The sequence below is a fragment of the Lapidilactobacillus gannanensis genome (genome assembly GCF_003946675.1).
GTDB classification, from domain to species: domain Bacteria; phylum Bacillota; class Bacilli; order Lactobacillales; family Lactobacillaceae; genus Lapidilactobacillus; species Lapidilactobacillus gannanensis.
Genome location: NZ_RHOT01000038.1, coordinates 1 through 21,613 on the forward strand (window position 1 = coordinate 1; position 21,613 = coordinate 21,613).

Below are 21,613 nucleotides of genomic sequence, written 5' to 3' on the forward strand. Positions count from 1 at the left end.
TTTAAGGGGCTTTTTGCGTGTGGCAAGCCCTTCTAGGGCTAATAAAAAGCCACCCGCTATGCGGGTGGATGATTACTTTAGCTAAAATGTTAAGCACACCGCCTTATTCGGCATTTTCCAATTCATCGGCAGCTTGTAGCCACGCATTCTCAGCGTCTTCTTCGGCAGCTTGGACTTGTTCAAGTTGTTGCTGTAAATCGGCTAATTTGCCAAAATCTGCTTGAATTTCGGGTTGTGCCATGGCTGCCTGCAGGTCATCATCCTGTTGTGCTAATTGCTGCATTTTTTCTTCAGCGGCAGTCACGGCTCGTTCTAACCGGCGACGTTGTTTCTGCTGTTCCTTGTCAGCAATAAATTGGGCTTGATTATCAGAAATGACGGTTGTTGTGGTGGCAGTGTTAGTTTCTGGCTGGCGTTTTTCTAAATAAAAGTCATAATTACCAGCATAAAGATGGCTACCATCGGCCTGGATATCTAAGACCTGATCAGCCAACTCGTTAATAAAATAACGGTCATGGGAAACAAAAATTAAGGTGCCAGAGAAATTTTGCAGTGCTTGTTCGAGGACTTCTTTGCTCTGAATATCCAAGTGATTGGTCGGCTCATCCATGATCAGGACATTACGTTGCTCCATGGCAAGTTTTGTTAACAGCAGCCGAGCTTTTTCGCCACCAGACAGCTGATGGACAACTTTTAAGACATCATCACCACTAAACAAGAAACTACCTAAAACGTTGCGAATTTGCTGTTCTGGTAATAGGGGATGCTCATCCCAAATAGTATCCAAGACTGTTTTACTGCGATCTAATTGGGTTAAATCCTGATCATAATAGCCAATCTCCACATTAGCCCCAAATTTATAAGTGCCTTGGATTGCCGGAATCTTACCAATCAAGGTTTTCACTAAGGTCGATTTACCAATCCCGTTGGCGCCAATCACAGCTAAACGTTGGCCCTTACGAACATCAAAATTGATTGGACTAACCATGGCGTGTTGATCGTAACCAATTGCAAGTTGTTGTACACCCAGAACCTCTTTACCAGTTTCTTTAGTAATGTCAAAATGAAAGTGCAGGGACTTTTCTTCATCTTGTGGTTTAACCAGCCGATCCATTTTTTCCAGTTGTTTCCGGCGACTTTGCGCACGCTTGGTGGTGGAAGCCCGAGTTAAATTTTTGTCTACAAAAGTTTGTAGCCGTTTAATCTCAGCCTGTTGCTGCTCATAAGCTTGTGTGGCTTGTTGAAAGTCCTGCTCACGTTGTTTCAGGTAATTGCTATAATTGCCGTGATAATGGCGTAATTCGTGCTGACTGAGCGCATAAATCTCTTTAGTCACATGATCTAAAAAGTATTGGTCATGTGAAACAATCAAAAGTGCACCAGTGTAGCTTTGCAAATATTTCTCGAGCCAGTTTAAAGTTTCAATATCTAAGTGGTTGGTTGGTTCGTCAAGGATTAATAAATCTGGCTTCTGTAATAAGATTTTAGCCAGTGCTAACCGTGATCGCTCACCACCAGAAAGTGAGGCAATTGACTTAGCAAAAGTCTCAGCTGGAAATTGAAAACCGGTTAAAACATTGCGAATCTCTGCTTCATAACCGTAGCCGTTTTCGGCTTTGAACTTCACAAGCAGATCGTCATAGGCGTTCAATAATTTTTGATTATTTGGCTCACTGCCAAGTTGGACTTCCATTTGATGCAACTGATCAGCCATTTCTCGCAAATAATCGAAAACGCTAGTCATTTCCTCAAGAATAGTTTTATTAGAATCTAGGCCGCTATTCTGCGCTAAGTAGCCAATAGTCAGGCCTTTGTTGTAAACTACTTGACCAGCATCAGGTGGATCAATTCCGGCAATGATTTTTAGCAAAGTTGATTTGCCAGAGCCATTAACACCGACGAGACCAACACGGCCTTGGTCCTGAACTTCAAGATTAGCTTTTTCGAATAGGGTTTTAGCCCCAAAATAACGGGCGACTTGTTGGGTTTGTAAAATTATCATGGTCATTAAATCCTCACTTCATTGATGATTATACGATAAAATTTTGATATTAAGAAAAAATTAAAAAATTTATTTTGGCAATCATTATGTTAAGAAAATAGCTTATTTATTAACCTTTGAACGTTTTAATTGCATAATTTTCACTAATTGTTTAAGATAAAAGTTGAAATTAGTGTTGTAACTTTACACAAATTGTGGAATAATCACTTTGGATGATTGACATGTACTACAATATTCTTTGAAAGACTGAGGTGTTTCAGCAATGGCTGAAATAAAAATTCCAAAGGCAACTGCGCGTCGGTTACCTTTATACTACCGTTATTTGCAGTTTTTGCATGACGGTGAAAAGACAAAAGTTTCTTCTGCAGAATTGTCAGAAGCGGTTAAAGTTGATAGTGCCACAATCCGTCGTGACTTTTCATACTTTGGCGCTCTAGGCAAACGTGGTTATGGTTATGATGTTGATGCTTTATTGAAATTCTTCAAGAAACTTTTAAATCAAGATCATTTAACTAACGTGGCATTAGTCGGTGTTGGTAATTTGGGTCAGGCATTACTTAATTACAACTTCCGCCAAACGAATAATATTCGCATTAGTGCGGCTTTTGATGTTGATCCTAAGTTGACTGGCACGATTCATAGTGGTGTACCAATTTACCCAATGTCAGAATTAAAAGAACAATTGCTTGATCAACAAATCAACATTGTTGTTTTGACAGTGCCATTTGATCACGCCCAAGAGATCGCTGATGAATTGGTTAAGTACGGTGTTCGTGGTATCTTGAACTTTACACCAATGCGGTTGAACGTACCAGATGATGTTCGGGTCCACAACGTTGATTTAGCAAATGAATTACAAACGTTGATTTACTTCTTGGATAATTTCAATGAAGATGGTACATTAGTTAATCCGTTAGCCAATGATCCGTTATTCAACTAATTTGTGATTGAATCTAGTGATAGTCATGACTTCTGGTCATGGCTATTTTTTTGTACTTAAATTGGCGAATTCAGTTGTGGTGGTGAGCTTGCTCTGCTCACTGGTGCTTTATGTGTTATTTATTTCAGAATTAATAGTTGTAAAGCAATCGTAATCCCGTTTAAAAGTGCATGCGCCAACATCGTGACTTTAATTGAACCAGTACGATTATATAACCAGCAGAGGACTAAACCGATTCCTGAATAAATAATTAAAAAGCGATTATCATTATGGGCTAAACCGAAGAGGAGACTGGAAATTAAAGCAGCACCAATTGGATTGATGATCTGGCGGCCAACCCCAAAAAGTGTTTTCCGAAATACTAATTCTTCCATGATTGGGGCTAAAATAACGGCGTAAATGGTAAATGCTGGGGCACTTTTAATGATTTTTAAAATTTGCGTGGTATTTTGCGAAGTTTGCGGCATCCCGAACAGCGCAGAAATGAGAAAAGTTCCCAATATTTCCGCCCCGTAAATCAATAATAACCCTGTAAAGCCATAGACAAGCCAGTCGCCGATGGTGATTTTTTTATCGGCAGGAATCCCTGCTTCACGTGTCGTACGTCGGTCAATCCAGATTAGCAGCCCAGTTAGTAACGCCGTTAAAGCAACTTCGAGGTTAATGCTGCCGGCACCTTGAAGATGCAGCACTTGGATAACCAATGCTGGTAAAAGTAGCGCTAAACCATAGCCTAGTAACATCCAGATAATTTTGTTCCAAATTTTTTTATATTGCATGGTGTTTCCTTTCTCAATGCAAAATAACCATTCAGGTATTCTTTAATGATAACAATTTCTTACTAATTAAAAAAGAGCTGGTGGCTTAACATTTCGTTGAAAAAGCAGCAAAACATGATGTTATTAGGAACTAATGCGCTAGGCATGCAATTGAACCAAGTGTTGGCAAGTTGCAAATGAGGTGAGGAGGAACAATTTTTTATCAGTTAGAAGAAAAAATACTTGCATTCACTTCTAGAAATGTTATCATGAATTTTGTAGTTAGCACTTGATGACATTGAGTGCTAAAAAAGAAAAACAATTAACGGAGGGATTCTCAGTGTTAAAACCATTAGGAGATCGTGTGATCGTAACTGTTGAAGAACCAGAAGAACAAACTGTCGGTGGCATCGTCTTAGCAAGCAATGCTAAAGAAAAACCACAAACTGGCAAGATTGTTGCTGTCGGCGCTGGCCGCGTAACTGATGATGGCAAACAAGTACCATTATCACTTAAGGAAGGCGAAACAGTTCTTTTTGATAAGTATGCTGGCTCTGAAGTTAAATATGAAGATGCTAAGTATTTAGTTCTTCACGAAAAAGATATCATGGCAATTGTTGACTAATTCGACAATTTAAAAGTTAAAAATTTATTTTCCAAATTTTAGATAGATAAGGTGGCAATTTTAATGACAAAAGAAATTAAATTTTCTGAAGACGCTCGTTCTGCAATGTTGCGCGGCGTTGACAAATTAGCAGATACTGTTAAAACAACTTTAGGACCTAAAGGCCGCAATGTTGTTTTGGAACAATCATATGGCTCACCAGAAATTACTAATGATGGTGTAACAATTGCTAAAAGCATTGAATTAGATGATCATTTTGAAAACATGGGTGCTAAGTTAGTTTCTGAAGTTGCTTCAAAGACAAACGACATCGCCGGCGATGGTACCACAACAGCAACTGTTTTGGCTCAAGCAATTATTCGCGAAGGTATGAAGAACGTTACTGCGGGCGCTAACCCAGTTGGTATCCGTTCAGGGATTGAAATGGCAACGAAAGCTGCTGTTGACGAATTACACAAGATTGCTCATAAAGTTGAAAACAAGAGCCAAATCGCTCAAGTTGCTGCTGTTTCCTCAGCTAACAAAGAAGTTGGTGATTTAATTGCCGACGCGATGGAAAAAGTTGGTCATGATGGTGTCATTACCATTGAAGAATCAAAAGGGATTGAAACTGATTTAAACGTTGTTGAAGGGATGCAATTTGATCGCGGCTACTTGTCACAATACATGGTCACTGATAATGACAAGATGGAAGCTGACTTAGACAACCCTTATATCTTGATCACTGACAAGAAGATTAGCAATATTCAAGATATCTTGCCAATGTTACAAGAAATTGTTCAACAAGGTAAATCATTATTAATCATTGCTGATGACGTTGAAGGCGAAGCTTTACCAACACTTGTTTTGAACAAGATTCGTGGGACATTCAATGTTGTTGCTGTTAAGGCTCCTGGTTTTGGCGATCGTCGTAAAGCCCAATTGGAAGATATCGCTATTTTAACTGGTGGTACTGTGATTACTAGTGATTTAGGTTTGGAATTGAAGGATACTAAACTTGAACAATTAGGTAAGGCTGGCAAGGTTACTGTTACTAAAGACAACACAACAATTGTTGAAGGTGCTGGTAGCAAGTCTGATATTCAAGAACGTGTTGACTTGATCAAGGGTCAAATTGCTGAGACAACTTCTGACTTTGACAAAGAAAAATTACAAGAACGTTTGGCTAAATTAGCTGGCGGTGTTGCTGTCATCAATGTCGGTGCTGCAACTGAAACTGAATTGAAAGAACGCAAGTATCGAATCGAAGATGCCTTGAACGCTACTCGGGCTGCTGTAGAGGAAGGTTACGTTGCTGGTGGTGGTACTGCCTTGATCAATGTTATCTCTGCAGTTGCTAAGTTAAAAGAAACTGGCGATGTTCAAACTGGGATCAACATTGTTCTCCGTGCTTTGGAAGAACCAGTTCGTCAAATCGCAGAAAATGCTGGTCTTGAAGGTTCAGTTATCGTTGAGCATATGAAGGACCAAGCTAATGAAGTAGGTTACAACGCTGCAACTGACAAGTGGGAAAACATGATCGAAGCTGGAATTCTTGATCCAACGAAGGTTACTCGTTCTGCTTTACAAAATGCAGCTAGTGTTGCAGCTTTGATGTTAACAACTGAAGCAGTTGTTGCTGATAAGCCAGAACCAGAAAAGAATGATGCAGCTGGTGCAGGAATGCCTGCTGGCGCACCTGGTATGGGTGGCATGATGTAATCTAACCGATTACGATAAATTTAATAGGTAAATTGAAACAGTATTTAAATCCTGCGGGGTTTGAGTACTGTTTTTTATTGGTATCAGTGGTTGTACAACGCTGTTACTGTTGCTTAAACTGGTGTCAAGTCTTCCCCGGTTTGTGGAACGTAAAATAGTGCCAGGTCTTCCCCAATTTGAGAAGGTGGTTGCTGGGCGATTTAGAGGGCGTGGAACGGCGTGGCCATCGATTTGAGCTTATTGCTAACGCAACAATCTCAAATACGAGGCTTTGACTAACTGCTAAAGCAGCAAGTCAAATTTCACTGCTTCTCGCAAAATCGCTCGTGCGCAAAGAAAGCCCCTTACCTGACGCCAATCGCCCAGCAACCACCAGATGAAACTAACAGAATTGAGCACCACTGTGAGAAAGCCAGATTGCAGTAAATAACAAAGCCTGTGTGACAATCTTTCGAAATAAAATTGAAAGGCATCATACAGGCTATTTTTGTCTTACTACTCAATTATTACAGCCGAGTGAATTAAGCTGCTCAATTCTACTAGAACTGCCTTAAATACTAACCACAGTGGAAGTCACTAACTTAGCTCCAGACGGAATGGAGGGACCGGGTTGTCAGCCGCGAAATTATTGTTAGTGCTTTAGCACTTACAATAAGCCTCGAATTTAAGATTTTCGAAGAAAAACTCAAATCGATGGCCGCCGCGTTCCACAACCCGCAGCCCGCAATGCAGTCAGAACCAATTCTGTTTCAAAAACTTCACCAGGTTTTAACGCTTTTGAACTTGGATTTGTAATTGGCATCAATCAATGCCGACAGCGTTCCACAACCCGCAGCCCAAAATGCAGTCAAAACCAATTCCGTTTCAAAAACTTCACCGGTTTTTAACGCTCCTGGACGTGGGGTTTAATTAGCTCAAATCGATGGCCGCCGCCTTCCACGACAAGCAGCCCGTAATGCAGTCAGAACCAATTCTGTTTCAACACCTTCATCAGATTTTAGTGTCTTTGCACTCAAATCAACCCAAAATTTATTCAAGACAACCATCAATTAGCTTTGTCTTTATGAACTAAAACAGATATACTAAAGCTTAGGTAAACTGTTATAGTGTAGGTGATGAAATGGCGACAAAACATGAAGAAATTATTCATTATTTGGAAACATTACCCATTGGCCAAAAAGTTTCGGTACGTTCAATTGCCCATAACTTAAAGGTTAGTGAGGGAACTGCTTATCGGGCGATTAAATCAGCCGAAGCAAATGGTTTGGTCGCAACTATCGAACGAGTTGGTACAGTTCGAATTGAAAAGGAGCGGCCGAAAAAAATCGAGGAACTGTCCTTTGCTGATATTTTGGATCTGATCAATGGCCGGGTTTTAGGTGGCACGCAGGGTTTAAAAAAGACGCTGAATAAGTTTGTGATTGGTGCCATGACTGAAGAAGCGATGATTCCTTACATCTCGCCAATGTCGTTAGTCATCGTTGGTAATCGTTCTGGTGCACAGCGAATCGCTTTGGAGCATGGTGCAGCGGTATTGATTACAGGTGGGTTTGATGCTGTAGCCAGTAATACAGCTTTGGCAGATCAAGCAAAGTTACCATTGATTAGCACAAACTATGATACTTACACCGTGGCTAGTTTGATTAATCGCGAATTATCGAATAAAAATATCAAACAAGATATTTTACTCGTGAATGATGTTTTTGAACCTCTGGAGCAGATTCAAGTTTTACGTCAATCACAGCGGGTGGCCGATTATTTAGCGCTGCGACGGCAGACAAATAAGTCACGTTTTGCTGTGGTTACTGATAAGGGCCGGCTAGTTGGTGTGATTACTTATCGTGATGTGCAGAATTTAAGCGAGGGTACCAGTTTGGATAAGGCGATGGTCAAAAGTCCAATTACAGTTACCCGGCATACTTCTTTGGCCAATGCGATTCATTTATTGATGTCCAATGCGATTGATATTTTGCCAGTGGTCGATCATAATTTTGATTTAATTGGTGTCGTCAATCGCGGTGATGTTCAAAATCACGACTTGCCTGCACCGAAGACTGGCACGTGGACACTAACGGCTCAGATTGGTGAGGCTTTGTTTGTTGATCCACAAAAAGTAGTTAGTCAGGATAGTGACTTTCCAGATTGGCATGCGATGGTTACCCCCCAGATGGCTAATGAGCAAGGTACGTTAGCCGTGGGTGTGTTGACAGAATTGCTGACGTTGACAGCAACCCGCTCCCTACGGCGCTATCAACAAAAAGTTAGCATGGTCGATCAAATGAATTTGTATTACTGGCGATTAGTTCAACTTGACCATGAATTAACGATTCATTTAGATGTGGTTAATGCGAATCGTCGCCGGACGACTTTTGATATTAATGTTTATTCAGATCATTTATTAGTGGCCAAAGCAATTGTTGGCTGTCAAGTTATTGAGGAGATTTAATTATGGAAGCTACTTTTAAACAAATTGTTGCGAAGATTGAAGCATATGATAAAATTATTATTCATCGTCATCAGAATCCCGATCCAGATGCATTAGGCTCACAAGGTGGATTGGGCGAGGCGATTAAACATAGTTTTCCTAATAAGCAGGTGCGGTTAGTTGGCGGTGATGTTGGTGACCTAGATTGGTTGACACCACCTGAAGAAGTCCCAGATGATTTTTATCAAGGAGCACTTGTTATTGTGACAGATACAGCTGACACGCCACGGGTTAGTGATGCTCGGTTTGATCAAGGCGATTTCTTGATTAAAATTGATCATCATCCGAATGATGACGCTTATGGTGATTACTATTATGTTGACACGGCTGCATCAAGCTGTTCCGAGATTATTGTTGATTTAATTAATCATAGTGCAAATGAACTAAGTCTTGATGCAGAGGCAGCACGAGTTTTATATGCTGGTATCATTGGTGACACCGGTCGTTTCTTATATCCGGCAACGAGCACGCATACTTTTGAAGTGGCGGCGCAACTAGTTAGTTACGATTTTGATCATAGTAATGTCAGTCAAACATTAAATGAAATTTCATTGAATCAAGCACGACTCCAGGCTGTTGTTTTTGCTCGTTTAGATTTTGATGGTCATGGTGCTGCTCATTTAGTGATTTCACAGGAATTATTGCAACAATTAAAAGTGCGTGATGATCAAGTGAATTCCGTGGTTTCAACACCAGGACGGCTACGAGAAGTGTTGCTGTGGTCGTTATATGTTGAGAAGCCTGACGGCACTTATCGGGTTCATTTCCGCTCTAAGGGGCCAGTAATCAATGAGATTGCCAAAGCACATCATGGTGGTGGTCATCCGCTGGCTAGTGGTGCCAGTGCAACTGACTTGACTGAGGTCAAACAAATTATTGCCGAGATGATTGCGGCGGGCCAAGCATTTGAAGATGGCCAAGCTTAATTTAGGAGAAAAATATGAGTGAAAATTTTACTGGTTTTAACCTGAGCTCAGCGTTACAGAGTGGGCTTGCTAAAATCAAGTTTCAAGTACCAACAAAAGTTCAAGCAACAGTGATCCCAATTTTATTGGCCGGTCGTGATGCCATTGTGCAGTCAGAAACCGGTAGTGGCAAGACACATGCGTTCTTATTGCCGTTAATTGAGCAGTTGGAAAAAGGTGATGATCTACCACAAATCGTGATTACTTCACCAAGTCGGGAACTGGCCAACCAAACTTATTTAGCAGCCCGCAAGTTGATTGAGGCTAGTGAGTTGCCATGGCGGACTCACTTGTATGTGGGCGGCAGTGATAAAGAACGCCAAATTGAAAAATTACGGCGGCAACAACCTGATATCGTTGTTGGGACGCCAGGTCGAATTTTAGATTTGGTTTCCAGTTCAGCCTTACGAGTAGACCAGGTTCGCTTTTTAGTAATTGATGAAGCTGACATGACTTTAGATATGGGCTTCTTAAAAGATGTTGATGCAGTTGCTAGCAAAATGCCGACAGGCCTGCAAATGGCCGTCTTCTCAGCGACAATTCCTGATAAATTACAACCATTTCTGAAAAAATACTTAAGCAATCCGGCCGAAGTTGACTTAACACCGAAAACAATCATCAATCCTAATGTGGAAAATTGGTTGTTTGCTAGCCAAGGCCGCGACAAGGTTAAGTTAGTTGAGAAAATCCTTAATGTTGGTCAACCTTATTTAGCGTTGATTTTTGCGAACACTAAAGAAGAAGTTGACGAAATCACGATTAAGTTACAGCAATCAGGATTAAAAGTTGCTAAGATTCATGGTGGCTTGCAACCACGTGAGCGCAAACGAGTGATGAAGCAAATTGAAAACCTCGAATTTCAATATGTGGTCGCCACTGACTTAGCGGCCCGAGGAATTGATATTCCTGGTGTTTCACTAATTATTAATTTTAATATTCCCCGTGATTTAGAATTCTTTATTCACCGTGTTGGTCGGACTGGTCGTAATGGCTTGGATGGTACTGCGATTACTTTATACAGTCCGGAAGAAGAAGGTCGCGTTCATCAACTGGAAAAGCTGGGCATTAATTTTATTCCTAAAACTTTGCATGACGGTCAAATTGTGACTAGTTATGATCGGCGTCGACGTGAACAACGAACCGCAACTCATGATCGGTTAGATCCTAATATGATTGGTTACGTGAAGAAGCAACATCGTAAAGTAAAGCCAGGCTACAAGAAAAAAATCAAACAGGCAATCAATGATGACCGGCGGCGTAAGAAGAAAATTGCTGAACGGGTTGAACGCAACTTGCATAAGAAGCAGAAACGGCAACGCGGATGATTACGGAAGAAGCATTATATTGGTCACAGTGGCAACAATTAACTAGTGCCCAACAGCGTGGTCTGTTTGAACAAATGTTACGTTATTTTGTGCATCCTTTGTGGCAAGTGGGGACAATTGCACCTTTGAAAAATCACCAAGGGTTGCAAACTTGGCAAGTTGCTTTGAATGGGCGTCAGTTTTATTTTGAGCCCGGTCAGTTAGCCAATGAACAACAAGTCGCAGTGGCACCGTTTTTAATTAGTGCTAATGCCATTCCCGCCAATCATTACTTTTTAGGAACGATTGATCCTGTTTCGGGACAACCAATAACCAATCAATTTGCGTTGAAGCATTATCAGCAAGAAATAGCTGATTTTTTGCAACGACCGACGCACACTTTGAACCCCTTTGCACAGCCAACAGAATGGGCCAGTGAACATTTGACTTTTGTTGATCAGGATCAGGTGATTGCTGTTTATCAACGTCAATTCTGGGCGCAAAGCGATTTGCAACAACAATTGCGGCGTGAGGGTGGTAACTTACCAACCGCCAATCAGTGGCAGGCAGCTGCATTTGCTAATCAAACTAGCGTTGCTTGGCAAATTGATGATAAATCTGGTGACAGTCTGTTGGGCCTAGGATTACGGTTTAATTCCACGATGGCTGCGGAATTGTTAACGGATCCTGCTTTAATTCAGCCCAATCCGTTTCATCGTGGCCCTGATAAGGTGGGGTTGGCTCCGGTTGCAGCTGAGTTGCCAGTTGTCTTGACGGCTGATTATTATTACCGCACAGTTTTGAATGTGCAGTTAGACTGACATCAAGAACGAGACGTTTGCAGTCAGCGAGTTGAATTTTACGACGACCCTGGATAAAAAATCGGTCAGTGCTTCCCCAGTTAACATCATCATCATTTTCACACTTGCTCAAACTACTTTGAACTTCCATTTGACAGGTTTCTACTAGTTCACTATAATTAGGTTGACTTAAGATATGTCAACGTGTGGCAACTGCTCAGCGAGGAATTGGTGGTGTGAAATTCCCAGTTAGCACGTTTGATGCTCCCTAAGTACCAATTAAATACGTTCTTTTAATGAAGAGGTAAACGATGAACATCGTTGCAAACAAGGTGGTACCGCGCATAGGCGTCCTTGATAGCAACGGTGTTTTTATATTATTTTAAGAATCAAGAAGGGATTTTACTGATGAAAGAATTATCAAGTGCTGAATTTCGGCAAATGTTTTTAGACTTTTTTAAATCAAAGGGCCATGATGTTGAACCAAGTGCTTCACTAGTGCCTCATGATGATCCAACATTGCTGTGGATTAACTCTGGCGTGGCAACTTTGAAGAAGTATTTCGATGGCACAGTCATTCCTAAGAATCCACGGATTACGAATGCACAAAAGAGTATTCGAACAAATGACATTGAAAATGTTGGTAAAACCGCACGTCACCAAACGTTCTTTGAAATGTTAGGTAACTTTTCAGTTGGTGATTATTTCAAGGAAGATGCGATTCCTTGGGCGTGGGAGTTTCTAACATCAACAAAATGGTTAGATTTAGATCCTGCTAAGTTGTATGTGACTGTTTATCCAAAAGATACCGAAGCTCAACGAATTTGGCATGAGGTCGTTGGCTTGCCAGCAGATCATATCATTAAAGTTGAAGATAATTTCTGGGATATTGGCGAGGGTCCTAGTGGCCCAGATTCCGAGATTTTCTATGACCGTGGTCAAGAATTCAATAATGTTGCTGAAGACGATCCAGAGAATTACCCTGGTGGTGAAAACGAACGTTACTTGGAACTTTGGAACATTGTTTTCTCTGAATTCAATCATTTAGCTGATGGTCGCTATGTTGAGCAACCACATAAAAATATTGATACGGGGATGGGACTTGAACGAGTGGTCTCAGTTTTACAACATGCCCCAACTAATTTTGAAACTGATTTATTCATGCCGATCATTCATCGTACTGAAGAAATTAGTGGTCAAGTTAAATATGGTGATGCTGAAAAAACGGATATTGCTTTCAAAATCATTGCTGATCATGCGCGGGCAGTTAGTTTTGCCATTGGTGATGGGGCTTTGCCATCCAATGAAGGACGTGGCTATGTGTTACGCCGGTTGATTCGGCGGGCAGTACTTAATGGTCGTCGCTTAGGAATTGACAAGCCATTCTTGTTTGAATTAGTGGCAGTTGTTGGCAAAATCATGAACAGCTATTATCCAGAAGTTGAAGCACAAGAAGGTTTTATTGCTAAAGTGATTAAGTCTGAAGAAGTTCGGTTTAGTGCGACTTTGACTGATGGGCTAGCTTTGTTAAATCAATTGATAGCGACTCAGAAAGCTGCCAACAAAACCGTGATCGATGGTAGCGATGCCTTTAAATTGTTTGATACTTTTGGTTTTCCAATTGAATTAACGGTTGAATATGCTGATGAAGAAGGCTTGACAGTTAACCAGGCTGAGTTTGATCAAGCGATGGCCGAGCAGAAGAATCGTGCTCGTGCCGCCCGCGGTGATTTACAATCAATGGGGTCTCAAAATGAAACGTTAATGGCTTTAAAAGAGCCAAGTGAATTTGTCGGTTATGACAATCTTACTATTTCTGATGCTAAATTAGTTGTTGCTTTACAAGATGGTCAAGAAGTTAAAACTTTGACTAGTGGCACCGCTGAATTGATTTTTGATCGCACACCGTTTTATGCTGAAATGGGTGGTCAAGTGGCTGACTGGGGCACCATTGAAGATACTAACGGTAATCTCTTGGCCAAAGTCACTGATGTTCAGCATGCACCTAATGGTCAGAACTTGCATACTGTTGAAGTATTAGCGGACTTAACCGTAGGACAAACCTATCAGTTAGCCGTTGACGAATTACGGCGGCGCAAGGTCCGCCGTAATCATACAGCAACTCATTTATTGGACCAAGCTTTGCGCGATGTGTTGGGCGAGCATACTCATCAAGCTGGTTCCTTAGTTGAACCTGATTATTTGCGGTTTGATTTTACTAACTTGGGTCAAGTTAGTGCAGCTCAATTAGCTGAGGTTGAACAAATTGTTAATGAAAAAATTTGGGCGGAATTGCCAGTGACTACTGTCGAAACTGATTTAGAATCGGCAAAGAAGCTAGGCGCAATTGCTTTATTCAGCGAAAAATATGGTGAACGTGTCCGCGTAGTTAAAGTTGGCGCTTATTCAATGGAACTTTGCGGTGGGACCCATGCTAAAAATACTGCTGAACTAGGTTTGTTGAAGATCACTTCGGAATCGGCAATTGGTGCTGGTGTTCGCCGAATTGAGGCGGTAACTTCTAAAGAAGCTTACCAATATTTGAATGAACATGATCAAATGTTGCAAAATGTTGCGGCTGATTTGAAAGTGAAACAATTAAAAGAATTACCAAATAAGATCAGTCGTTTACAACAGGACCTAAAAGATGCGCAACGTGATTTGCAAAATATTAAGGCTAAAATGGCCCAAGAAGAAGCGCAAGATAAGTTGCATGTGGTAACAGCTGGTCACTATCAATTGGCGACAGCGTTGATTCCTAATGTATCAATGAACGAGCTACGGCAGTTAGCTGATAATTGGCGTAATCAGAGTCAAACCGACGTTTTAGTGCTTGGCACTTCTCAAGGCGCTAAAGTTAATTTATTGGTTGCAGTTGCTAAAGAGGCTGTTGCTAAGGGAATTAAGGCCGGTGTGATCATTAAGACAATTGCCCCAGTAATTGGTGGTGGCGGTGGTGGCCGCCCTGATATGGCCCAAGCTGGTGGTAAAGAGGCTGATAAGTTGCCACAAGCGTTACAAGCGGCCCAAGAATTTTTAGAAAAACAAGATTAAGTATCAATAACAATCATTGTATTTTCAAACGATTTCAGGTATGATTTTGGGTAGAGTGAGGTGACAGTCATGAGTGAATTGGATAAAACAATGTCCTTTTCTTTTAATGAAAATGAATCAAAAAATGTGAAAGATACCTTAGAAAGTGTTTATCAAGCCCTCGAAGAAAAGGGATATAATCCGATCAATCAAATCGTCGGTTATTTGCTTTCCGGTGATCCAGCTTACATTCCTCGCCATAATGATGCGCGTAATTTGATTCTGAAGCATGAACGTGACGAGATCATTGAAGAATTGGTACGTAAATATTTGAATAAGGAACGATAAGATGCGTTTAATGGGACTTGATGTCGGGTCAAAAACAGTTGGTGTCGCCATTAGTGATGAGTTAGGTTGGACCGCGCAGGGCGTGGAAATTATTGCCATTGATGAAGCTAATGAGAACTTTGGTATGAAACGCCTTAAGAAATTGGTTGAGGAATATCAAGTGACTGGTTTTGTGCTGGGCTTACCTAAAAATATGAATAATACTAGTGGTCCACGGGTGGCACGCAGCCAGGCTTATGGTGAGCGAATAGCTCATAAGTTTGGGTTGCCCGTTGATTATCAAGATGAGCGCCTAACAACTGTTCAGGCTGAACGAGTGCTGATTGCTGGCGATGTATCGCGTAAGAAGCGAAAACAAGTCATTGATAAGTTGGCGAGTGTCGTTATTTTACAGAATTATTTAGATGCTCATGGCCCTTTAACGCAGCAAAAATAGGAGGATTTATGTCAGACAATCAAAATATTACCGATTTCAGTAATTTTGACGAGGATAATCGTCAAGTTACTTTAGTTGATGATCAGGGTAACGAAGAATTATATGAAGTATTATTTACTTTTGATTCTGAGGACTTTAATCGGTCTTATGTCTTGTTGATTCCCGCTGATGCCGCTGAGGATGAGGAAACGGATATTTATCCATTTGCCTACACACCTAATGAAAACGGTGATGCAACTGATGGTGAACTTCAACCAATTGAAGACGATGCTGAATGGGATATGGTTCAAGGTGTCCTTGATGTGTTCTTGAATGACGAGAACTTAAATAATTAGTTGATTGGTAGCACCAGACGAATTGAATAGCATGAATTAAAGAAAGATTCGGCGCAAACCGAATCTTTTTTGAGTTATCAGCTTAAGTGGTAAGGGTCAGTAGCGTGGCAGCTGTTGCGATTTACTGAAACGTGTTCGGAGTTGCAGCGTGCTATGGCTAACTTAAATATTTCAATGATCGGTTGACACCGCTCATCAAAATATTTGAAGTTAGCCTACGCGCGCTCCCGCAACTCCTCACACTCTGATTTGGTGGAATGTGGGTTTAGTGATAAAATATAGAAGAGTTTATAGAAATGGTGATTGGGTGGATTATGACGAAGCAGAATCGGGCCTATAAGGCCATCATTAATCATCGCGAGTATCAGATTGTCGGTCCGGGTTCAGTCGATTTTTTGGATCGGGTGACGGCTCAGGTGAGTCAGCAGTTACTAGAGATTAAACAACATGATCAGCTTTTGAGTAGTGAGGATGCGGCAATTTTATTGGCGTTTAATTTGACTGCTCAACAGGTTGCTCATGAGGAACTCAAGCAAAAACGTCGCAAAAAGTAGTGCGATAGACTAATTTCAACGAGGAAAATATGCTAAGTTTTTTAATTATTTTGATTTTTGTCTACAATTTATACGTTGGTGCGCGGCGGGGAATTTTTTTAGAAGGTGCCTATACAATTGGCTTTCTCCTGACATTGATTTTTGCCAGGATTTTTTATCGAACTTTGGGTAGTAAGTTGACACTTTTGATTCCGTATCCTTCAGCATCGTTAGACAGTCATTTCGCTTTCTTTTCAACTGAAGTCGGCTTAGGATTAGATACGGCATTTTATCGTGGCTGCGCTTTTTTGATGATTTTAGTTTTAGGCTGGTTAGTCACTCACTTCATCATGATCTTTCTGAATAATTTAGCTTATTATCCACTGGATCAGCATGTTAGTTTAGCTGGTGGCTTATTTTTAGCTTTTGTGAATACTTATGTGGCGCTATTCTTTTTACTGTATTTGACGGCTTTGATTCCGGTACCAGGAATTCAGAATATGTTAAGCCATTCGTGGATTGCGACTTTGATTGTGCGGTATACGCCGTTTTTGACTCATTGGGCAACGCAACTTTGGATTGTGGCGGCATAAATTTGTAAAATGATTTTAATGATTGCTAGCATGGCAACGCTCTTTTGATAAATGAACGTGAGTTCAGTGCTAGTACTGTTTAGTGAACCTTTTTGAATGAAGTAGATTAGAAGAATTGTGGTGACAATAAAAAATGAATGAACGTGTTTTAAGAATTTTAGAATTCAACAAAATTAAACAACAAATTCGGCTATTTCTACGTACAGAAATGGGCGAGCAAACTTTGAAAAGCTTAGTGCCAAGTCATGATGCAGCGACGGTCCAACTTTGGTTGGATCAGACCAAGGATGGCGCTGATATTTTACGGTTAAAAGGTGGCTTGCCAATTGCACAATTAGTTAATTTGGATGCCCCGGTGCGTCGTTTGGAGATTGGTGCGAGTCTAAATGGTCAAGAATTAGCAGCTATTAGTCGTAGTTTGCAAGCGACCAATGCGGTCATCAACTTTTTCCGTGACTTAGATGAAGATATTGAATTACGTGCATTGCCAGAATTAGCTGACCATTTAGTAAGTTTACCAGCGCAAAGTCAACTATTAAGACGATCTTTGGAATCTGATGGTACGGTGCTAGATACTGCTTCTAGTCGTTTGCAAGATTTGCGAAAAACAATGCATGGGCAAGAAAGTCAAATTCGGGCGCGCATGGACGGATACACTCGTGGTAGCCAGGCGAAATATTTAAGTGAGCCCATCGTCACGATTCGTGATGAACGTTATGTTATTCCTGTTCGCTCTGAATATCGTGGTCAATTTGGTGGGATTATTCATGACCAGAGTGCTAGTGGACAAACTGTTTATGTGGAGCCACAAAGTGTTTTGGAAATGAATAATAAGTTACGCCAAGTTCAACTGGCCGAGAAGCAAGAAATTGAACGGATTTTAGCTGAGTTGTCAGCTGAGTTGGCGCCATATACGAATGAGCTTAAAAGTAATGAGTATCTATTAGGTCAATTTGATTTTATTGACGCGAAGGCACATTATGCAGCCCAATTACGGGCCACCGAACCATTAATTGATTCAGAAAACCATGTTAATTTATTGCAGGCGCGTCATCCGTTATTAGATGCCAAAAAGGTGGTTAGCAACGATATTGCGATTGGTGCCGACTATAAGACCATTGTGGTGACCGGACCTAATACTGGTGGGAAAACAATTACTCTGAAGACGCTGGGGCTGATTCAGCTTATGGCGCAGTCAGGATTATTTATTCCCGCTCGTGAGGAGAGTCAAGTTGGTATTTTCCGTGAGGTATTTGCGGATATCGGCGATGAACAGTCAATCGAGCAAAATCTCAGTACTTTTTCAGCGCATATGGAAAATATCATTGGTATGTTAGACCAGGTCAACAATCAAGATTTGGTGTTACTAGATGAATTAGGTGCCGGGACTGATCCTCAAGAAGGTGCTAGTCTGGCAATTGCGATTCTGGACTATCTCGGTGGTACTGGTGCTTATGTTGTCGCGTCAACGCATTATCCTGAATTGAAAGTCTATGGTTATGAACGGCCAGAAACAATCAATGCCAGCATGGAATTTGATGTTAATACGTTGAAACCGACTTATCGTTTATTAATTGGTGTTCCTGGTCGGTCAAATGCGTTCGACATTTCGCGGCGGCTGGGGATGCCTGAGGCAATTGTTGCTGCAGCTAAGGGGTTAATGAACGGTGCTAGCCAAGATCTAAACAATATGATCAGTAGTCTAGAGCAACAGCGCAAACAGACAGAACAAACGGATCAGGATTTACAAGAAGAATTGCAAGCAGCAACTGAATTGCATCAAGAACTGGATTCAGCCTGGCAAGAATTCAATCGGACAAAAGATCAACGCTTAGCAACAGCGCAAGATCAGGCCAATGAATTAGTTGATCAGGCCCAAAAAAAAGCTGCACAAATTATTGATGAGTTACGGCAACTTCGGTTACAGGGTGGCTCGGGGATTAAGGAAGATCAGCTGATTGCGGCTAAGAGTCAGTTAAATAATTTACATCAAGATCATAATTTAAAGAAGAATCGTGTTTTACAGAAAGCCAAACGACAGCAAGAAATTCACGTTGGTGACGATGTGCGTGTACTTTCCTATGGTCAAGTTGGTGTGGTCACTCAGAAATTTAATGCCCACGAATTTGAAGTCCAAATGGGCATTATAAAAATGAAACTTCCAGAACGTGAGTTAGAAAAATTGCAAGCCAAGCAATCTGAACCAAGTCGGCAAGTAGTGACTGTTCGTGGTAGTGATCATCACGTGGCAACACAACTAGATTTACGCGGACAACGTTATGAGGAAGCCTTAGCTAACCTAGATCGTTATATTGACTCTGCATTACTGGCGGGCTATGAATCTGTGACCATCGTGCATGGCAAAGGAACCGGTGCTATTCGTCAAGGCGTTCAGGATTATTTGAAACAAAACCGCCGTGTCAAACGCTTTGAGTATGCCCCGGCCTCTGCTGGTGGCAATGGTGCGACAATTGTTTTCTTTAAGTAATTTTTAGTGATAGCAAGAATCAAGGAGCGCCTAGTGAGTTGTCGTTATTTTGACAAGTAAATGGCAAGGTTATTATTAGTAAGCAAAATCGTTGCATTTTTGAACGTGGCTGATTATGATTATAAAGTAGTCATGAATGGAGGTAATCTAATGGTAAAAGCAATTACTGATAAAACTTTTGCTCAGGAAACTGATCATGGGGTTGTTTTAACTGACTTTTGGGCAACTTGGTGTGGCCCTTGTCGGATGCAGTCACCAGTTGTTGAGGCTCTTGAGAGCGAAGATAAGACTGTTAAATTTACAAAGATGGATGTTGATGAAAATCCGCAAACACCACAATCTTTTGGGATTATGGCAATTCCTACTTTAATCATTAAAAAAGATGGTGAAGTTGTTGATAAGTTAGTTGGCTATCACAGCAAAGAACAACTTCAAGAAACTTTAGCTAAATATAAATAAACAACCAAAAAGAGCGTGTGCCAAAAGGCGGTCAGCCGGTGAGCATTAACGTAAAATGCCGAACAATTCGTTAGAATTGCTCGGCATTTTTGCGTTAAGCGGAACCGGTTGCCTTTTGAGAACACGTTTCAGCAGTGAAAGTTCGGATTATTTTTTGGAAAACAGACTGATGTCCCAGACTCTTTTTCTGTTGAAATTATTCGTCTGTTTCAGGCGCATGAAACTTTAAAAAGTTGGTTATTTTATCATCAGTTGGATCATGGGGATCTGTTTTCAAAGTGAAATTAATTTGCTGATGGCGTTTATCGACCTCATAGGCTGCTTCAGTTAAGTTGCCCAATTGTTGTTGTAATGATTGGGCTAAAAAACCACCTTCCAAATTAAAACCAGTATTTTTAGGATTGGTCAAACGTTGATTAACAATAGCACCAGTTAATTTTAAAGTGGTGGTTGCCTTCTTTTGTTGGGTTAATTCTAGTTGACCCCAATTAACCACGGTAAAGAATTGTTGTAAGTCAGACCAAGTACCTAATGGAAAGCGGCGGGCAATTTCTTTGCCTAGCCAGTAAGTTAAATCAGCGGTGTCTTGTCCTAATAATAAAGGCAAAACAATTTCGCGACTGAATTCATTTTGAAAAGCAGTTGGATCTTTAACAAGTTGTTGTTGTAATTGTTCCCAGTTCATTGTCCATCCTCCAAGCTATCAACTATTATACTGGTTTTATGGCTGGCTGACAAAGAAAACTCTTGGGCTAGCAAGAAAAAGATGGTTTCGGCAATTTTAAAAGTCAGCATTTAACATTGCGCAGGGAAAGATAATAGGCCTATAATAAAAATAGCATTTTGAGGCTGTTACCGACGTTTGGGGCAGAAGTAGCCGGATGTCAATAAAAAATGGCTTTAACAACAATTACAAACAAGAGGGGTTAGGGCAATGGTTGCAATTGAGTTACCATTTAAATCAGATATTTATCGTTTCACCGGCTTGCCAAGATTTGAGGATTCTGATGAAGGCCAGCAAGCATTGAATAATTTACAACAAAAGCAGGCCGAAGTTAATAAAAAACTTAGTAACTACAAGACCATTCAAATTATTTCAATCATTTTGGCAGTGTTAGGATTTTTTGAAGTTATTGGCATTATTTTTATTTTTCCGGCAGTTATTTTTCGCAGTAACGGCAAAAAAGCCATGACTTTGAAGGATGAATTAAGTCAAGTTCAATCCAGCTATAATTCGACTTATTATGGCTATGCGGATCACTTTGTTAATCCTGTGGCTGATCAATTGGTTTCCGGTCAATGGCATAGTTATCGTACTTATCATAAATGTCTGATTTACTCTGACCAACAATTTGCTTATTTTGATCTTGATGACGGGACCTTGGTTGCTTATAATACTGGAAATATCAAAGAAGTAAGCCGTGAACGACTGCACACTGGTTCTTATACTCAAGGGGATTCCAGTAGTGTCGGGATGGCAACGGCAATCGGTGATACTGGTTTGTCAGTTGGGAGTGCGCAAACCAATTCTTATTCAAATACAACGGACAATTATGAGTGGCACTTTGATATCTTAACGAATTTTATTGACTATCCTAAAGTTTCCTTAGTTTTAGCTGATTCGCCAAGTGTTGAGGACTTTGTTGGCAAGGCTTATGCCATTCTGAAGCCCTAATTCAGCCCATAAAAAATCACCTGACTAGATTTATTAGTCGGGTGATTTTTTTGGCTTTCTTATGTAGAAATGCAACCACAAGTTTTACTTGTGGGGGTCAGAGAAGCTTTAGCGAAAAAAACATCCTTTCAGT

19 protein-coding genes are annotated in these 21,613 nt (G+C 40.8%); 16 read left to right on the top strand and 3 right to left on the bottom strand.

Features of this window, described 5'->3' with window-relative positions:
- Window positions 1-103 precede the first annotated feature (103 nt).
- Complete coding sequence (locus EKM81_RS09210; protein WP_449813980.1) at window positions 104-2,008, bottom strand: ABC-F family ATP-binding cassette domain-containing protein; 1,905 nt, start codon at window positions 2,006-2,008, stop codon at window positions 104-106.
- Window positions 2,009-2,264: 256 nt separating this feature from the next.
- On the opposite strand from EKM81_RS09210, the gene EKM81_RS09215 reads away from it, so the two are divergent.
- Window positions 2,265-2,942, top strand: coding sequence for a redox-sensing transcriptional repressor Rex (locus tag EKM81_RS09215; RefSeq protein WP_125651008.1), 678 nt, complete (start codon window positions 2,265-2,267; stop codon window positions 2,940-2,942).
- 119 nt (window positions 2,943-3,061) lie between these two features.
- On the opposite strand, the gene EKM81_RS09220 is transcribed toward EKM81_RS09215, so the two are convergent.
- Entirely contained in the window at window positions 3,062-3,721 is a 660-nt protein-coding gene (locus EKM81_RS09220; protein WP_125651010.1) for a CPBP family intramembrane glutamic endopeptidase, read from the bottom strand.
- Window positions 3,722-4,040: 319 nt separating this feature from the next.
- Between EKM81_RS09220 and groES the strand changes: the two genes are divergently transcribed.
- From groES to trxA, 14 genes are all read left to right on the top strand, one after another.
- The gene (gene groES / locus EKM81_RS09225) at window positions 4,041-4,325 is read left to right on the top strand and encodes a co-chaperone GroES (protein ID WP_125651012.1); all 285 of its coding nucleotides are present in this window, start codon (window positions 4,041-4,043) and stop codon (window positions 4,323-4,325) included.
- 63 nt (window positions 4,326-4,388) lie between these two features.
- Window positions 4,389-6,026 carry a chaperonin GroEL gene (groL, locus tag EKM81_RS09230; protein ID WP_125651013.1) on the top strand — a complete coding sequence of 546 codons (1,638 nt, stop codon included), beginning with the start codon at window positions 4,389-4,391 and terminating at the stop codon, window positions 6,024-6,026.
- Window positions 6,027-7,146: 1,120 nt separating this feature from the next.
- Complete coding sequence (locus tag EKM81_RS09235) at window positions 7,147-8,472, top strand: DRTGG domain-containing protein (protein WP_125651015.1); 1,326 nt, start codon at window positions 7,147-7,149, stop codon at window positions 8,470-8,472.
- Between the two features lie 2 nt (window positions 8,473-8,474).
- Window positions 8,475-9,437 carry a DHH family phosphoesterase gene (locus tag EKM81_RS09240; RefSeq protein ID WP_125651017.1) on the top strand — a complete coding sequence of 321 codons (963 nt, stop codon included), beginning with the start codon at window positions 8,475-8,477 and terminating at the stop codon, window positions 9,435-9,437.
- A 14-nt stretch (window positions 9,438-9,451) separates the two neighbouring features.
- Complete coding sequence (locus EKM81_RS09245) at window positions 9,452-10,801, top strand: DEAD/DEAH box helicase (RefSeq protein WP_125651019.1); 1,350 nt, start codon at window positions 9,452-9,454, stop codon at window positions 10,799-10,801.
- Window positions 10,798-11,601: a hypothetical protein gene (locus EKM81_RS09250; RefSeq protein WP_125651020.1), complete on the top strand. Its 804-nt coding sequence runs from the start codon at window positions 10,798-10,800 to the stop codon at window positions 11,599-11,601. Before EKM81_RS09245 ends, EKM81_RS09250 begins: the two co-directional genes overlap by 4 nt.
- Before the next feature lie 387 nt (window positions 11,602-11,988).
- Complete coding sequence (alaS, locus tag EKM81_RS09255; protein WP_125651022.1) at window positions 11,989-14,634, top strand: alanine--tRNA ligase; 2,646 nt, start codon at window positions 11,989-11,991, stop codon at window positions 14,632-14,634.
- Between the two features lie 69 nt (window positions 14,635-14,703).
- Entirely contained in the window at window positions 14,704-14,961 is a 258-nt protein-coding gene (locus EKM81_RS09260; protein WP_125651024.1) for an IreB family regulatory phosphoprotein, read from the top strand.
- Between the two features lies 1 nt (window position 14,962).
- Window positions 14,963-15,397: a Holliday junction resolvase RuvX gene (ruvX, locus tag EKM81_RS09265; RefSeq protein ID WP_125651026.1), complete on the top strand. Its 435-nt coding sequence runs from the start codon at window positions 14,963-14,965 to the stop codon at window positions 15,395-15,397.
- Between the two features lie 8 nt (window positions 15,398-15,405).
- A complete protein-coding gene (locus tag EKM81_RS09270; RefSeq protein WP_125651028.1) occupies window positions 15,406-15,732 on the top strand; it encodes a DUF1292 domain-containing protein in 327 nt (108 codons plus the stop codon).
- Window positions 15,733-16,028: 296 nt separating this feature from the next.
- Window positions 16,029-16,286: a cell division protein ZapA gene (zapA, locus tag EKM81_RS09275; RefSeq protein WP_125651030.1), complete on the top strand. Its 258-nt coding sequence runs from the start codon at window positions 16,029-16,031 to the stop codon at window positions 16,284-16,286.
- A 29-nt stretch (window positions 16,287-16,315) separates the two neighbouring features.
- Window positions 16,316-16,858, top strand: coding sequence for a CvpA family protein (locus tag EKM81_RS09280; RefSeq protein WP_125651032.1), 543 nt, complete (start codon window positions 16,316-16,318; stop codon window positions 16,856-16,858).
- A gap of 133 nt (window positions 16,859-16,991) precedes the next feature.
- Window positions 16,992-19,346, top strand: a complete 2,355-nt coding sequence (locus tag EKM81_RS09285; RefSeq protein ID WP_125651034.1) for an endonuclease MutS2 — start codon at window positions 16,992-16,994, stop codon at window positions 19,344-19,346.
- Window positions 19,347-19,496: 150 nt separating this feature from the next.
- Entirely contained in the window at window positions 19,497-19,805 is a 309-nt protein-coding gene (gene trxA / locus EKM81_RS09290; protein ID WP_125651036.1) for a thioredoxin, read from the top strand.
- A gap of 196 nt (window positions 19,806-20,001) precedes the next feature.
- On the opposite strand, the gene EKM81_RS09295 is transcribed toward trxA, so the two are convergent.
- Window positions 20,002-20,490: a DUF2507 domain-containing protein gene (locus EKM81_RS09295; protein ID WP_125651037.1), complete on the bottom strand. Its 489-nt coding sequence runs from the start codon at window positions 20,488-20,490 to the stop codon at window positions 20,002-20,004.
- A 249-nt stretch (window positions 20,491-20,739) separates the two neighbouring features.
- Here EKM81_RS09295 and EKM81_RS09300 point away from each other — a divergent pair, with 249 nt between their 5' ends.
- A complete protein-coding gene (locus EKM81_RS09300; RefSeq protein WP_125651039.1) occupies window positions 20,740-21,480 on the top strand; it encodes a hypothetical protein in 741 nt (246 codons plus the stop codon).
- Window positions 21,481-21,613 lie beyond the last annotated feature (133 nt).